We start from the raw sequence: 14,771 nt of genomic DNA on the forward strand, positions 1-14,771 counted from the left end.
AGGTCATAGTCCTTGGCCGGATGTTTCGAGAGAGCAGCAGATCGGAGGTGACTACGACAACGAGCGGGCGCTTCTTGCGGCTGACTACCGATGAAATGCGGAACGGAACGGTCAGGTTGGCACCGACCATGACGCTCGCGGTGGAGTCCTCCCCGAGCTGTCGCGATAGGGAAATCATCTGGCGCCCCGGCGATGTGGAATGCGTGCGTGCTCAGTCATTGCGGGATTGCCCACGACCAGTTACGAATTTCCGGCAGATCCTTGCCGTGCTTGTCGATGTAGATCTGGTGCTCGACCAGCTTGTCGCGCATGGACTGTTTGAGATAGTCACCTCTGGCCCCCAGTTGTGGCAGCCGGTCGATTACATCCTCGACCAGGTGGAAACGGTCCAAACGGTTCTGCACGCGCATGTCGAAGGGCGTGGTGATGGTGCCCTCCTCGGTGTAGCCGCGCACATGCAGGTTGTGGTTGGTGCGGCGGTAGGTGAGCCGGTGGATCAGCCACGGGTAGCCGTGAAACGCGAAAATGATGTGCTTGTCGGTGGTGAACAGCGAGTCATAGTCCCGCTCGCTGAGCCCGTGCGGGTGCTCGGTGTCGGGTTGCAGCTTCATCAAGTCGACGACATTGACGACACGGACTTTTAGATCGGGCAGCTGCTCGCGCAGGATCTTCGCCGCTGCCAGCACCTCCAGAGTGGCCGTGTCGCCGCAGCAGGCCAGAACGACATCGGGCTCGGCGCCCTCGTCATTGCCGGCCCACCGCCAGATACCCGCACCCTGAGTGCAGTGGATCACCGCCTCGTCCATGCTCAACCATTGCGGCATCGAGCGTTTGCCCGCGACGACCACGTTGACGTAGTGGCGGCTGCGCAGGCAATGATCAAATACCGACAGCAGAGTATTGGCGTCGGGTGGCAGGTAGACGCGGACGATATCGGCCTTCTTGTTGATGACATGGTCCAGGAAACCGGGGTCTTGGTGGGTGAAGCCGTTGTGGTCTTGCTGCCAGACGTGGGAGGACAGTAGATAATTCAGCGACGCGAGGTCGCGTCGCCAGTGCAGCTCTTTGGTGATCTTGAGCCATTTGGCGTGCTGATTGAACATCGAGTCGACGATGTGGATGAACGCTTCGTAACAGTTGAACAGCCCGTGCCGCCCGGTGAGCAGGTATCCCTCGAGCCAGCCCTGGCACTGGTGCTCGCTGAGCATCGAGTCCAGCACTCGCCCGGCGGGGGCGAGGAATTCGTCGTTGTCCAGCCGGCAAGCGTCCCATTGGCGGTCAGTGGCGTCGAAGACGGCGTCGAGCTTGTTCGACAGCGTCTCATCAGGGCCGAAAATCCTGAAGTTGTGCTGATCGTCGTTGAGCGCCGTCACGTCGCGCAGGAAGGCACCCAGAACGCGGGTGTCTTCCGCATCGACCAAGCCCGGAGCTGGCACGTCCACAGCGTGCACGCGGAAGTCGGGCATCGCCAGTTCGCGCAGCAGCAGCCCACCGTTGGTGTGCGGGTTGGCGCCCATTCGTCGGGCACCCCGCGGCGCCAGGGCGGCCAGGTCCGGCAACAGCGTTCCGTCGCCGTCGAAAAGCTCCTCAGGCTGATAACTTCTCATCCACTCTTCGAGCTGGGCGACATGCTCGGGATGCTCGTCATCCACCAGCAGCGGAACCTGATGCGCGCGGAACGTGCCCTCGACCTGCAGACCGTCGACGACCTTCGGTCCGGTCCACCCTTTGGGGGAGCGTAGTACGATCATCGGCCAACGTGGCCGAGAAGGGTCCGCGCTGCTGCGGGCGTGATCGCGGATCGCGTAAATACGGTCGATCACGGCATCAAGGGTGGCGGCCATCAGTTGGTGCATCAGCTCCGGTTCGTGGCCTTCGACAAAGTAGGGCTCCCAACCACAGCCACGCAGAAATTGCTCCAGCTCCTCATGCTCGATGCGGGCCAGCACGGTTGGGTTGCTGATCTTGTAGCCGTTGAGGTGAAGAATCGGCAGGACCGTGCCGTCGGTGATCAGGTTGAGAAACTTGGTGGACTGCCACGCCGTCGCCAGTGGGCCGGTCTCGGCTTCGCCGTCACCGATCACGCAGGCCACGATCAGATCGGGGTTGTCGAATGCCGCACCGAAGGCGTGGCTCAACGAGTACCCGAGTTCACCGCCCTCGTGGATCGATCCCGGTGTCGTCGGGGCGACGTGGCTCGAGATCCCGCCCGGAAACGAAAACTGGGTGAACAGTTTCTTAAGCCCGGCCTCGTCCTGGCTGATATCGGGATAGATCTCGCTGTAAGAGCCCTCAAGATAAGTGTTGGCTACCAGCGCCGGACCGCCGTGACCAGGACCGGAGATGTAGAACATGTCCAGGTCGTATTTCGTGATGATGCGGTTCAGGTGCAGATAGATAAAATTCTGGCCCGGCGTGGTGCCCCAATGGCCAACAACGAGCGGCTTCACATCTGACAACGTCAGCGGCCGTTTCAGCAGCGGATTGTCGTACAGGTACAGCTGGCCAACCGACAGATAATTCGCTGCGTGCCAATACGCATCCATCTTGTGCAGCAGATCGGGGCTCAACGTTGGCTCTGTCACGACGTGCCCCTCCTGCGGGACACTGCGCGTCTGGGTCATGTCGTCGTCCTCCCGTGATAACGACTGGTTAATTCGGAGTTGGACCCTGCGGTCTTGGGTGATCAGTTGTGCGACAACGCGCCTCGTCCTGGATGGGCCGGTCATCCACCGTCGGAAAGCCCGGTTCGGATGTCCCGTCGGCAGCAACCCCACCTCGAGCGCGACCACGGGAACTCACACTGCTGCCGGGATCAAGTCAACTCCGCATGGCTCTTTCCCGTCAACGCCCGGGCCGTTCGTTGTGAAGCTACAAACTCGACAAAGCCGACACCCGGGACCTTCGGCACACCCCGGCTCGACGAGTTGGACCCAATCGCCGGCCTGCAAAGGCAAGCGAACCCAAGTGATTTCTCTGTGGCGCCGGGCTCCCTGGGACCTGGCCACCGAGATTCCGGATGCCAACCCCACCTGCTCAAGGCCCATCACGGCCATCCTTTTACGGGCCGCGTCTGGGATGAGGCATTTCACAAAATGCCGCCACCGCCGCGGCCGATGCGACCGTACTGGGGTCTCGTCAGTACCCGTTCGTGTTATGTCCATGCGCCCCCTCGATTGGGTGCATGCGGGCCCGCCTTGTGACGACTACTCCGTGGCCGCGTCATCGTCGTCGCTCGCCAACTCTTTCCTTGCCTCTGCCAGCTCCGCTTTGGCGGCAGCGTCGACCTGCGGATACTGCGGGTTGAGAGCCCGCAAGGTCTCCAACAGCACCGCGGAAGTCGACACGTGGCTAAACCATTTGTGGTCTGCGGGGATCACGTGCCAGGGCGCCCAGACGGTGCTGGTGTGGCTGAGCATGTCCCCAAACGCCCGCTGGTTGTCGTCCCAGAACGCGCGCTCGCGTAGATCCGCGACGGAGAACTTCCAGTTCTTCTCGGTTCGTCGATGCGCTCGAGCAGCCGACGCAGGCGCACGTTATCGGCACGGAGCGTCGCCAACTCACCGGGAAACCGCTCCTCCACGACTTACATCCTGCCTGAAGGGAATCGCTGGCTCAGAGTCTCGCGAGCGTGGCGCCGATGTCCTTGGTCAGCAGGTAGAGGTCCAAGTTAGTCGAGTCCTCGGCATCGAACGGTTCAAACCCGAACCGCTGCCACCAACTGAAAGCGGCCGGGTTCAGTGCGGTGACCACGACAGCTCGGCATGCTGCTTTGACGTTCAACTCGGCTGCCGTCGCCAGGATGTGTTTGACCATTTGGGTGCCCAGCCCAAGCCCAGTCACGCCGGTGTCGGTGGCTAGCCGGCCTACTAGGAGCGCGGGAACCTGCAATGGGGCGCCCTTCGCCAATGGCGTGGGACTTGCTGACCGATCCACGGATGTCATCGACAAAGTCGCGTAGCAAACCACCCTGTGATCAACATCAGCGATCACCCAGACCGCTGCGGTGTTGCCGCGTCGGTTCTGGCCGGCGTAGCGGCGCAGCCACTCGTCCAGGGACGAATCGCCCGACGTGAACTCGTCGCGCCGGTGTCTATCCGGGTCGAGTAGGTTCGGCCGGTAGAACTGCACTTCAGTCGAGCCAGGTGAACTTCGCTGGCCGCTTCAAGGTGGCCGCCAGTCGCTCGTTAACCCGCGCCGGATGGTTCAGTGCTTCGGTGAACACGGCCGCCGAGTCGGGGGACAGGCGAATTGTCTGCCGCTCGGCGAGCAAATTGTCGGCGGCCTGGCTGGCGGCCTGCAGCACGAACGCCGTCACGCTCAGGTGCGCCTCGGCGGCGGCCTCCTCCAGCCGCCGCTTGGAGGTTGCGTCGACGCGCAGCTGCAGGCGGTCATCTTTCATCGAAGTCATGTACTTACAATGGCAGTACGCGAACTTCTGGTCAAGCGAGGGGTCGTCGGCACTGGTGCATGGCACGTCGGGGACCATTTTGGGACCACACGTCATGCGCGATGGTGAACGACCTGCGCGTCCGTGCACGCTATGTACGCGCACGAATCGGCCGCCTACCGTCACCGACCTGCGGAAATGCGTTACCGCTATTTACTGGGGGTCAAGTGGTCGCAGGTTCAAATCCTGTCAGCCCGACGCACGAAAGCAGGCGCAAGGACTCGGCCACGCTCGACTCGACGAGTTGCCTCCCGAACCGTTGCGCCACCTTGCCTTCGACGCGCAACGCGGTGTCCGTCTGCGACGAACCCCATCCGCCGCAACGCGTTCAGGTTGGCACGGCACAATGGCGCTAATGACAACCCCCGAGGGCCCGCCGCGCGGCAATTCGCCGGAATGGAATCGTCCGCCCGCGCCGCCTGGCCCTGGCAGGAGACCGGTACATCCAGGGCCCCAGCCCGCGCCCCCATCGGGATCCCCGACCCGACAGATTCCTCAGGCCGGTCGGCCATACCCACCGCCACCGCCGTCACCGAACAGACCACCGCCGCCCGGCCGCCCACCGACTCCGCAGCCGTATCCGCCGGCCCCGCCGCAACGTCAGTCCGGGCCGCCACCAAGCCAGGTTGAGCAGGCCACTACTCGGCTGCCCACTCAGCCACCGCAAAGGGAGGCGCCGGCCCCAAGCCGACGCCGCTTGTGGGGCAACCGGCGGTCGATGGCTCTCGTCCTGGCCATCGTGCTGGTGGTCATCCTGGCCGCCGCGGTCGGTGCCGAGCTTTTCCTCCGCCACGTGGTGGGCAGCAAGGTGGCAAGCGCGGTGGCGTGCGAGGTGCAGGACAGCGCGACGGTGTCGTTTGCCTCCATGCCGCCAATGCTCTGGCAGTACTTCAGCGGCCAGTATCCCGACATCTCTGTGCAGACGGCCGGCAATCAGGTGCGCAGCGCGAAAGGCATGAAAGTCAGCATCGATATCAAGGACCTCCACCTCAGCGACACCAACAACTCCAAGGGCACCATCGGCGCGCTCAACGGCACCATCACCTGGTCATCCGACGGCATCAAACAATCGATCCAGGACGCCATCCCGGTGCTGGGCAGTTTCGTGACCAGCCAAGTCACCACCAACCCCGGCGACGGAACCATCCAATTGCAGGGCCTTCTCGACAGCGCCACCGTCAAGCCCCAGATCGCCAACAACGGGCTGTCACTTCAGGTGGTCAACTTGACCGCTTTGGGCTCCAAGATGTCGACGGACAAGGTGCAGACGAATCTCGATAGTCTTACGTCCAAAGCGACCCAGAACTATCCGCTGGGCATTCACGCCGACAACGTCAAGGTCACCGATACCGGCGTGGAGGCAACGTTTTCCACCACCAACGCGACCATCCCGGCGTCATCGTCGTCGTCTCAGACCGGTCAAGACTGCTTCAGCGGAGTCTGATTCCGCCCTGAGGCCGTCGAGCGTAGCGAGCATGGCCGACAGTCCAGTACGGGGAATGCCGAATGCGCCCGGCACTGAGGATCCCAAGAGCCTCCGCTGGGAGCCGGATGCTCCCGCTGAACTCAACCGCGAATTCGGTGGTGCCGATAGTGATGAAGTCGCCGCTGCGCAGAAGAGCCCGACCGATCCGTGCGCCGTTGATGAATGTGCCATTGCGACTGTTGATATCGCGGATCTCGACGCCGGCCGGGGTTGAAACCAGCACCGCATGCGCGCGCGACACGCGCTGATCTCGGAGAACTAGGTCATTGCTCATGTCGCGGCCGATCGTCGCGCTAACGAGACGGGATGGCGCTAGCGGAAGCCGATCTGTGTCACCGAAGCTTCCGCTGAAGCCCTGCTGACTGCGGCTGTAGCCGGGGGTCGGCAGACCCGAATGAGCCCATGCACCGGGCGGCCGCGCCAATCTCGCCGTGTCGGGCGTCGCAGTGGCGGCGCCCATCGGCATTTGCTGCACGTTGTCCCACACCTCGATCGTGCCGGCCCTGACATCGCTCATGTAGCCAGCGTGCCCTGTGACCGCTGTGGAGACGCTGAGAAGGGAGCAGTCGCGGCCACCGGTACTCATGCTCATCGCCAAAGAGGCGAGTGCGACGAGACCGACGCGTTCGATCTTGGGGTAGACGATTATCTGACGAAGCCGTTTTCTTTTCGAGTGCTGGTGGCGCGCCTGCGCGCGTTGGTGCGTCGCGGCGCGCCGGAACGACCGGTGATGTTAACCGCGGGATCGCTATCGCTCGATCCGGCTCGGCGCACAGTCCAACGCGGTTGTACGCCAATTGGTTTGACTCCCCGCGAATACGATGTGCTCGAATTTCTCATGCGCAATAAGGGCACAGTGGTGGCGAAGGCTCCGATATACCCTGCGAGACCCAGTAATCGCGGGCGACCTGCGATTGCCAGCGGCCCTCGACAAGTACTGCGGTGATGACCAGAGAGCCTTCGACACCAGCTCGAACTCTCTGATTCACCTATTGAAATGTCTTGAGACAGCCCATTCCGATGTATTGACACCACACTGTCAGCCCGACCGATATATGCAGCTTAGATGCCGTTTTGGGAAAATCTGGGACCGCCTCATTGTGTTAGAGCACCGTCCGGAGAATGTGCGGTGTCCCGGCGGGGTGCCGGGCACGCGTTCGAATCTTCCCTCAGTACCTGTCCGGTAACGTTCGTAGAGTGCATGGCTTTCGCCTCGACGAAGTCGCTGTGACTCGCGGCCCGGCCACCCTCCTTGCGCGGATCAATGCATGTATTCCGGCTGGCCGCTGCACCGCGGTCATGGGTGCGAGCGGCGCCGGAAAAACGACGATGCTGCGGCTACTGAACCGGCTCACCGAACCCACGACCGGACGCGTCCTGCTTGACGGTGTGCCCATTGCCGAGCTGGACGTGCTGGCACTGCGACGGCGTGTCGCACTGGTAGCGCAGGCCCCAGTACTGCTTGCCGACCGCGTACTCGACGAGGTCCGTGCCGGCCGCCCCGACCTTCCCGACGACCGAGCGGGCGAGTTGCTTGCGCGGGTGGGGCTGGCGCCACGATTCGCTACCCGCACTACCGCCGAGTTATCCGGGGGCGAGGCGCAACGATTGTGTCTGGCCCGGTCGTTGGCCGTCGAACCGGAGATCTTGCTACTAGATGAGCCGACCTCAGCGCTGGACGGCCCCACGGCCACTGTCATTGGCGCACTAGTCCGCGAGCATGTGAGCACGGGCGGCACCGTGGTGCTCGTCAGCCACGACCACGGTCTGATCGGAAGTGTCGCCGAGCGAGTCTTGCTCCTTGAGCACGGCCATCTCGTCGCGGACCGCACGGCATGACCGCGTTAGATGTGGCGTCCGGGCTGTGACCTGACAATGATGGGAAGAACGATGTGGAGGGAGTGTCCGCGATGATGTGGCATGGACTTTTAGCGAAGGCGGCGCCGACCGTAGTGACCGGCGTTGTGGGGGTTGCTGCATATGAGGCGGTTCGCAAAGCGGTGGCGAAGGCTCCGCTGCGGGAGGCATCCGTTTCCGCGACGGCCTGGGCGCTGCGCGTTGCGCGCGATGCCGAGCGCAGGGCCGAGGAGGGTACCGAGCGGGCCCGACTGGCGGTCGCCGACGTGGTCGCCGAGGCGGCAGAGCGCGTGGGGGAGGAAGTCCAACCGCCGCCGGCGAACTCCGCAGACGTCCCGGCCCGCAAGGCTGCCCGTAAGGCTGCCCCCAAGGTTGCGCCGAAGGTTGCGCCCAAGGCTCGAGGCGCCAAGCGCTGACGTGGGCGTCACACTGAGCCCCAAACTCACCATCGTATCGGCTGCAGCGGGTCGGATGCGTGTGCAGGCCAACGGGTTTCGCTTCGATGCGACCCGGGCCCTCGCGATCGAGGAGACGGTTGCCAACCTGACCGGTGTGCGCGCGGCGCGCGCCTATCCGCGAACGGGATCCGTGGTGGTCTGGTATTCGCCCGAGCACTGCGACACCGCTGCTGTCTTGACGGCGATCGCTGACGGGGAGCGCGTTCCCGCCGCGTCGGTGCCCGCACGTGTCCGCCACTCGACTGTTGTCAGTCACGGCGGCGTGATGGAGAAAGTCATCGGCGGGATGGCGCGAACTCTGTTGCGTTCGCGCGGCGACGGGCTAGAGGTTCCCCCGGAGATCGAGAGGCTGCGCAAGGCGCTGGACCGTATCGGCTATCACCTCGAGCCGCCGACGGCGACCCAGCCGACGCAGGACGGGCTACGGAGTTCATGGCCGTGGGCGCGCCTGGCTTGGCCGCTGGGTCTTCTCGTAGTTGGCTCGACAACGGTCTTGGTTTCCCGCGCTAACCCATGGATGCGGCGGCTGATTGGTCTCGGTCCTCGAGCAGGGCCGTCTGGTCGCGGTTTGTCGTCCGGGCGATTCCGCCCACCGGTCGGCGCGATGGCCACATCCGCGCTGCTGGTGCCGAGCTGGGGCGGGGTAGTCACTTCTCTGGCGCTGGTCGCGGTGGCCGCAGCGGTGGCCTACCGCCAGCGGCTGGGGCTCACTCGGGAACTCGTCGTCGCCGCGGCCCGCGCCGGGTTGCAGTTGGTCGGGGTCGGCGCCATCCTTCTCCTACTGTTCCAACGAGCCGGTCTACCCGGCGGCGCCGGCTGGGTGATCGTGATGATGTTGATCGCCGGCCAGGTCGCTGGCCGCCGCGGCGCGGGCCTGCCCGGCGCCAAGGTAGCCGCCACCGGCGGTGTCGTCACAGGCACCGTTGTCACGCTGGGTGCCCTGCTGGCCGGACGGGTTATCGCCGCCGAGGCCCGTGTGATCGTACCGGTCGGCGGCCAGATCGTCTCGTCCGCCATGCTGGCCGCCGGCGTAGCGCTGCGGCGGATACGCGAGGAAGCCCAGCAGGCGCGGCCCGAGATCGAAGCCCGGTTGAGCCTTGGGCAGTCCGGCCGGCAAGCGTTCCTGCCACATCAACAATCCGCGCTGCGCACCGCGCTGATACCGACCATCGACTCCACCAAGGTAGTCGGGCTGATTAGCCTGCCCGGGGCCATGACCGGACTGATCCTCGCCGGGGTCAATCCGGTCACCGCGATTCGCTACCAGATCGTGGTGATGTACATGCTGTTGGCCGCCACCGCGCTCTCCGCGCTCACTGCCGCCCGTCTCGCAGAACAAGAACTCTTCGACGAGGCTCAGCGCCTGGTTCAGGTGGATCATGTAAGCGAACCGAGCTGACTTGAACGGCGGCGCTGTTGCCGAGCACCACGTGATACTCAAGGTATTAGGGAAGGTTGGTGCCTGTAGAACCGTATCGGCTCCTTATCGCTGGGACGCTTCTCGGAAACTGAGGTGCTGAAAGTAGTTGATGGCGTGCGGATACGAGCCGCGTGGACCCAACCCGGTGATCGCCTCAAAGCGTTCGATCAGCCGGTCCTCGCCCTCCGGTAAATGCACTTTCTTGGCGCGGCGCTGCCGATGTAGGCGGCAACGACCCCGGACGCGATGTCGAACATCGCTTGGCCATACCGATGCCGAGGGAACGACCAAGCCCTGGTCGAAATCCAATAGCCCGATCCTCCGGCAGAACTAGGGCGATTCATTACCTCTAGCCTCGGTGTTTCATGAATTGGTCGGTGACACCGGCCTGTAATACACGGAAGTGCCTGTCCTGCTTGGGAGACTCAACGCCGCCCCGGGGAGCCGGAGCGTCCTATGCTAAGGCAACCTAGACCTTGTAGAGACCGTCGCCAAGTCCGCGAGGGCACGCGCGAGCGGAGGAAGTCAGGGCGGGGCGGGGGGCCGCGGACATCTCAACAACATCCTGGCACATCCCGAGTCGGCCGATGCCGCTAACGGTTACTTCTCCTTGAGCATCACAATATTCGGCGGAAGGTTTTACTGCCGCCAGCGTTGGCCGAGCGCTTTTGCCGCCGTGGACACCTTCATGATCAGACGACGCTCGCGATTCCTGACGGGGGTGAAGTGGTAGTGCTCGTAGAAGGATTGCGCCTCGTCGTCGATGACATCAACGACGACGAGCCGGCCGCCGCCAATTTCCGATGCTGCGACGGCTTTGCCTAGCGCGTCGAGAAGTAGCTGCTCGCCATATCCCTGACCCCGAAGCGATGTGTCGATCGCCAGGCGTGCGATCAAGTATCCGGGTATGCGGGAATAGCCGCCGGCCATGGATCCGGAGATGCCGTCGTCGTTGCGTACTACCTCGGTGGGACAGATTGCGAAATAGGCGCTGACTTTCTGTTCGCCGAGCGGGGTCCACACGTAGACGTGGGCGACTCCGCTGCTGTCCGCGCGACGAGCATGTGCGATAAGCCAGGTATTCAGCGATTCCTTACCGCAGTCGAATCCTTCCAACGTGTGGGCGTCAGCGAGTCGCGCGGACTCGAACATTGTTCAGCGCCTTGTAAAAACCGCTGGTTTGCGTGCGGCTGCCGCCAGCCGCGGCGCGTCGTCAGCAGCATCGAGCGAGGACATCAGATTGTCGAACTGTTCGGGCTCCATTGCCGTTACCAACTCCTGACGCAGGATGTCTTCGGCCCGTTGCATCGCAGCTTTCCGCACAAATTCCGACGTCTGCTCATGGACAAGGTTGGCGGCACGCTGGATGCGGTCCAAGGTCGCTTGCTCCGCGCGAAGCTCGATGCGCTTCGTCTTGGCTGCCACAGCGACACCTCTTTCTCTCTCTCGATAATCTGCGCTCGCAACTGTCGACCGCTTCATTGTACGGTGAATGTACGTACACGGCTAGTGACGGTTGCGGCCAGGACTAGGGACCACCCAGCGTGTGCCGTTTAGTATGAGCCGGGGAAGCGCGCCATGACGGGAGGCATATGCCGAGGTCCCGAGACATACTGCAGCGCTTTCGATCCGCCGGAACTCCCGGAGCGGCCACGGCGACCGGTGTACCGGCAGACCGTGTGGCCGAGCTGTCAGCCGAGCTCGAGCCGGTGCTGGCACGGCTCGCCGCGGCGCAGGAAGAAGCCGCGCGGATCCGGGCCGAGGCTCAGCAAGGAGCCGAGCGACGCCGACAGTCCGCGGCGGAGGAGGCGAGCGCTCTTATCGCCGCCGCGCACCGACAGGCGGCGGCCGAACGTGCGGACGCCGCCCTTCGCCTTGCCCGCCGGGCGGAGCAAGAGACGGCCGCGACTCTGGCTGCCGCCGAAAGGGATGCCATGACGGTTCGCCGCCACGCCGCGGCGAGGATGCCCGCCTACGCCGAACGGGTGGTGTCGGCGGTGAAGGCCGCATTGGACACGGCAGAGGAAAACGCTTCGTGAGCTCGTCCTGGGTCGCGGGTGTGGTCCGCGCGAAGGCGCTGGCCAGGCGCCGTCTGGGTGCGGCCGGGGCGCGCGCGGTTGCGAAGTCGCCGGGACTCGGCCAGGCGCTGACCGCTCTGGCTTCCTCGCCATATGGGCATGACGTGCGTCCGGGTCAGAGTCTGGGCGCCGCTCAGCGCGCGGTCGCTGCGTCCTTGCTGTGGAACATGCGGGTGCTTGCCGGTTGGCTTCCCCGTGGGCGGGTGGATGTCGTGCGCCTCGCCGTGGCGGGTTACGAGGTGGCCAATCTCGACGAGCACCTCTGGACGCTGCAACACCCGTCGGAACCTCACGGCGAGCCCGCAAATCCGCCCTACTCGCTCGGGACGCTCGGAACCTCGTGGTCGCGGTTGTCCGCGACGACCACCCTCACTGGGATCGCGGAGGTGCTCGAAACGTCGCGCTGGCAGTTGCGTGGTTGCCTGACACCGCGTGAGTTTCATCTGGGAATTCGTCTGGCCTGGGCCGACGCTGTGGTCGCGGGTGTGCCTGAGGCCTCCGGGTGGGCGCGGGCCGCAGCCGCGCTCCTCGTGCTCAAGGAGGTGCTCCTCGAGGGCCGCCGCCTCAGCGAACCGCTGGCGTTGCGCGCTTCTTACGTGCTGGGTCCGGCGTTCGTTGGTGCGGTGGCCGGCCGCTCGCCCGGTCTGGCCGGGCTGCGGGACGGTCTGCCCCCGGATGCCAGGTGGGTGCTCGACGGCCTCGATCAGGGGCAGGAGCTGTGGCGCGGCGAGGCCGCGTGGTGGCATCGGGTCGAGCGGGACGGGTTCGCCCTGCTGCGGGGTTCCGGCTACGACCGCAGACCGGTGGTCGGTGCTCTCGCGGTGTTGGCCGTGGACGTCTGGCGAGTTCGTGCGGCGCTGGAAACGGCGGCACGAGGCGGTGCAGGATCGACACTTGAGGCTTTCGATGGGGTGGCGTGACGCCGCTGCGCCGGCGCGCATGCAGCGGGTAGCGCTTGTGTGCCCAAAAGCGGCGCTGCGCGACATGCTCGTTCAGGTTGCCGACGCTGGCGTCGTGGAGATCGCCCGCACCACATCGGAAGCCAATGCTGGAGGGGCCGGACAGCCTTTCAGCTTCCGCGGCGTGCGCCCCCCTGGGTCACCGGAACCCCGCTTGTGCGCGACCGCACCTGACCCCGCTGACCTCGAGCGGGGCGGCCGGGACGATCTGGTCGTCGGGGAGGCCGAACTCCGGTCGTTTGCGGACGAGGCGGTCGTCCGCGATGAGGTCGCGGCTCTGGCCGGCTGGGTTCCAGCTGCAGAGTTACCTCACCTGACCGGCCGACTGGCGAGCGTGGGTGCCGGCGTCGTGCCGATCCCGTCGCCGCGCGGCGTGGACCCGCCGACCCTGCTGCAGCGAGGAAAGGGCATGCGGCCGTCGTTCACGCCGCTCGTCGAGACGTACGGGACGGTGCCGTACGCCGACGTCGACCCCAGCGTGATCGCTGGCATTGCATACGTTCTGATGTTCGGAATGATGTTCGGCGACGCCGGACACGGGGCCATGCTCGCCGTTCTCGGATTCCTGATGCGCGCCGGACGACCCCGCCCCCTTGCCCGGTTCCGAAAGGGCTGGCCGTTCGTCGTAGGGTCTGGGCTGGCCGCGATCGTGTTCGGTTTGCTCTACGGGGAGTTCTTCGGGCCCACCCGAGTGGTTCCGGTGCTGTGGTTGGCCCCTCTCGACAAACCGATCACGCTGATGGCTGTTGCGCTGGGTGTGGGCGCGGTTTTCCTTGCCGGCGCCCAGATCATCGGCACGGTCAACCGATGGCGAGAGGGAGGGTGGCCGCTGGCGCTGAGCGCCTCATCGGGAATCGCCGGTGCGGCCCTGCTGGCCGGCCTGGGCCTCATCGTGCTCGGGGCGAGCGGCCGTCTCAGGTGGCTCATCCTGGCCGGCGCCCTGGTGATGGTCGGCGGCATCGCCCTGGCCTATATCGGATTCCTGGCTACGACGGGTGGCGGCGGTGCGGGCATCACCCAAGCCTCCGTGGAGGTCTTCGACGCCGTGATGCGGGTCGGCACCAACCTGATCTCCTTCACCCGCCTGGCCGCCTTCGGTCTCACCCACGCAGCGCTCGGCATGATCGTGTGGGACGGGACCGCCGCGCTTGCCAGGTCGGGTGGCCTCCTGCTGGCCGCTGCTGTCGTCGTCTTCGTCGTCGGGAATGTGCTCGCTTTCGGCCTCGAGGCGCTGGTAGCCGGGGTGCAGGCACTGCGTCTCGAGTACTACGAGCTGTTTTCCCGGATTTTCATCAGCGAGGGCCGGCCGTATCGCCCCTGGCACGTTCCGACCGATCGCAACGGTGATCCAACTCCATCAATAGCTCGACAATGATCGGCGCTACCCTCGGGAGAAAACCATGATGATCTGGGTTCTTGCAGTCCCCGTTCTGGTCGCTGCGTACGCCGCGACCAGCCGGTTGCTCAGGCGGCGAGGCCCGACCGCCGTGCGAATTCTGGTCGGACTCAATGCGTTTGTCTTTGTCGGTGCGCTCCTGGTGCTCGCTTTTGTAGCCACCGCGGGCCCCGGGGCGGCCGAGGTGACCACGACCGCAGCGCAAGGGGGCGGAGCCGGGTCCTCGTCGTCGGCCGCGCTTATCGGCGCTGCCATTGCCGTGGCGGGCTCCTCGCTTGGAGCTGCGATCGCGGTGGCCTACACCGGTGCCGCCGCGCTGGCGGCGATGAGTGAGCGGCCTGAGTTGTTCGGCCGCGCCATGGTCATCGTCGGCCTGGCCGAGGGAATTGCCATCTACGGCCTCATCGTCGCGATCATCCTGATCGGCAAAGGGTGAGTGAGGTGGGACGCGTCGCCGTGATCGGCGAGCAGACGGCGGTGTCCGGCTACGCGTTGGCGGGCGTCCTAGTGCTCTCGGCGGAGAATGACGAGGCGGTCCGCGACGCCTTCAGCGGCCTGCCCGACGACGTTCAGGTGGTCATTTTGACTGACCGGGCCGCCCGCACCCTGGGCGATGTCCGTACGGCGAAGCTGCTCCCGTTCACGGTTGTGATGCCATCGTGACCGC

Annotated in this window: 15 protein-coding genes and 2 pseudogenes; 10 read left to right on the forward strand and 7 right to left on the reverse strand. The window is 65.0% G+C overall.

Annotation, left to right across the window (positions count from 1 at the left end; all coding sequences use genetic code 11):
* Positions 1-215: 215 nt before the first annotated feature.
* The 4 genes and pseudogenes from BN4348_RS39485 to BN4348_RS39500 form a co-directional block, all read right to left on the reverse strand.
* Positions 216-2,624 carry a phosphoketolase family protein gene (locus BN4348_RS39485; protein ID WP_066911820.1) on the reverse strand — a complete coding sequence of 803 codons (2,409 nt, stop codon included), beginning with the start codon at positions 2,622-2,624 and terminating at the stop codon, positions 216-218.
* A 582-nt stretch (positions 2,625-3,206) separates the two neighbouring features.
* Positions 3,207-3,437: pseudogene (locus tag BN4348_RS39490) on the reverse strand (polyphosphate kinase 2 family protein); the annotation flags it as partial.
* A 178-nt stretch (positions 3,438-3,615) separates the two neighbouring features.
* Positions 3,616-4,131, reverse strand: coding sequence for a GNAT family N-acetyltransferase (locus BN4348_RS39495; protein ID WP_066911826.1), 516 nt, complete (start codon positions 4,129-4,131; stop codon positions 3,616-3,618).
* A 1-nt stretch (position 4,132) separates the two neighbouring features.
* Positions 4,133-4,489, reverse strand: a complete 357-nt coding sequence (locus tag BN4348_RS39500) for a type II toxin-antitoxin system TacA family antitoxin (protein WP_235852694.1) — start codon at positions 4,487-4,489, stop codon at positions 4,133-4,135.
* Between the two features lie 679 nt (positions 4,490-5,168).
* Here BN4348_RS39500 and BN4348_RS39510 point away from each other — a divergent pair.
* Positions 5,169-5,894 carry an LmeA family phospholipid-binding protein gene (locus BN4348_RS39510; RefSeq protein ID WP_084454093.1) on the forward strand — a complete coding sequence of 242 codons (726 nt, stop codon included), beginning with the start codon at positions 5,169-5,171 and terminating at the stop codon, positions 5,892-5,894.
* Here the strand turns inward: BN4348_RS39510 and BN4348_RS39515 are convergent.
* Positions 5,881-6,453: an FHA domain-containing protein gene (locus tag BN4348_RS39515; protein WP_211145707.1), complete on the reverse strand. Its 573-nt coding sequence runs from the start codon at positions 6,451-6,453 to the stop codon at positions 5,881-5,883. The genes BN4348_RS39510 and BN4348_RS39515 overlap by 14 nt on opposite strands.
* Positions 6,454-6,481: 28 nt before the next feature.
* Here BN4348_RS39515 and BN4348_RS39520 point away from each other — a divergent pair.
* From BN4348_RS39520 to BN4348_RS39535, 4 genes and pseudogenes are all read left to right on the forward strand, one after another.
* A pseudogene (locus tag BN4348_RS39520) lies at positions 6,482-6,813 on the forward strand (response regulator transcription factor); the annotation flags it as partial.
* A gap of 350 nt (positions 6,814-7,163) precedes the next feature.
* Positions 7,164-7,775, forward strand: coding sequence for an ABC transporter ATP-binding protein (locus BN4348_RS39525; RefSeq protein ID WP_264033981.1), 612 nt, complete (start codon positions 7,164-7,166; stop codon positions 7,773-7,775).
* A 71-nt stretch (positions 7,776-7,846) separates the two neighbouring features.
* Positions 7,847-8,209: a DUF1490 family protein gene (locus BN4348_RS39530; RefSeq protein ID WP_084454111.1), complete on the forward strand. Its 363-nt coding sequence runs from the start codon at positions 7,847-7,849 to the stop codon at positions 8,207-8,209.
* Positions 8,210-8,855: 646 nt separating this feature from the next.
* The gene (locus BN4348_RS39535) at positions 8,856-9,650 is read left to right on the forward strand and encodes an ABC transporter permease (RefSeq protein WP_066912041.1); all 795 of its coding nucleotides are present in this window, start codon (positions 8,856-8,858) and stop codon (positions 9,648-9,650) included.
* A gap of 660 nt (positions 9,651-10,310) precedes the next feature.
* Here the strand turns inward: BN4348_RS39535 and BN4348_RS39540 are convergent.
* Positions 10,311-10,823, reverse strand: a complete 513-nt coding sequence (locus BN4348_RS39540) for a GNAT family N-acetyltransferase (RefSeq protein WP_066911838.1) — start codon at positions 10,821-10,823, stop codon at positions 10,311-10,313.
* Between the two features lie 3 nt (positions 10,824-10,826).
* Positions 10,827-11,096 (reverse strand): type II toxin-antitoxin system TacA family antitoxin, encoded by a 270-nt coding sequence (locus tag BN4348_RS39545; protein ID WP_066911841.1) that lies wholly within the window; start codon positions 11,094-11,096, stop codon positions 10,827-10,829.
* A gap of 254 nt (positions 11,097-11,350) precedes the next feature.
* Here BN4348_RS39545 and BN4348_RS39550 point away from each other — a divergent pair, with 254 nt between their 5' ends.
* From BN4348_RS39550 to BN4348_RS39570, 5 genes are all read left to right on the forward strand, one after another.
* Complete coding sequence (locus BN4348_RS39550) at positions 11,351-11,710, forward strand: hypothetical protein (RefSeq protein WP_096866130.1); 360 nt, start codon at positions 11,351-11,353, stop codon at positions 11,708-11,710.
* Positions 11,707-12,669, forward strand: coding sequence for a hypothetical protein (locus BN4348_RS39555; protein ID WP_142308688.1), 963 nt, complete (start codon positions 11,707-11,709; stop codon positions 12,667-12,669). Before BN4348_RS39550 ends, BN4348_RS39555 begins: the two co-directional genes overlap by 4 nt.
* A 64-nt stretch (positions 12,670-12,733) precedes the next feature.
* Positions 12,734-14,083 (forward strand): V-type ATPase 116kDa subunit family protein, encoded by a 1,350-nt coding sequence (locus BN4348_RS39560; protein WP_066912045.1) that lies wholly within the window; start codon positions 12,734-12,736, stop codon positions 14,081-14,083.
* Positions 14,084-14,108: 25 nt separating this feature from the next.
* Positions 14,109-14,540: an ATP synthase subunit C gene (locus BN4348_RS39565; RefSeq protein WP_066911849.1), complete on the forward strand. Its 432-nt coding sequence runs from the start codon at positions 14,109-14,111 to the stop codon at positions 14,538-14,540.
* Between the two features lie 5 nt (positions 14,541-14,545).
* Positions 14,546-14,767 carry a V-type ATP synthase subunit F gene (locus BN4348_RS39570; RefSeq protein WP_066912050.1) on the forward strand — a complete coding sequence of 74 codons (222 nt, stop codon included), beginning with the start codon at positions 14,546-14,548 and terminating at the stop codon, positions 14,765-14,767.
* The last annotated feature ends 4 nt before the right edge of the window (positions 14,768-14,771 follow it).

Origin of the sequence: Mycobacterium interjectum, assembly GCF_900078675.2 — a bacterium.
In the GTDB taxonomy this organism is placed as follows: domain Bacteria; phylum Actinomycetota; class Actinomycetes; order Mycobacteriales; family Mycobacteriaceae; genus Mycobacterium; species Mycobacterium interjectum.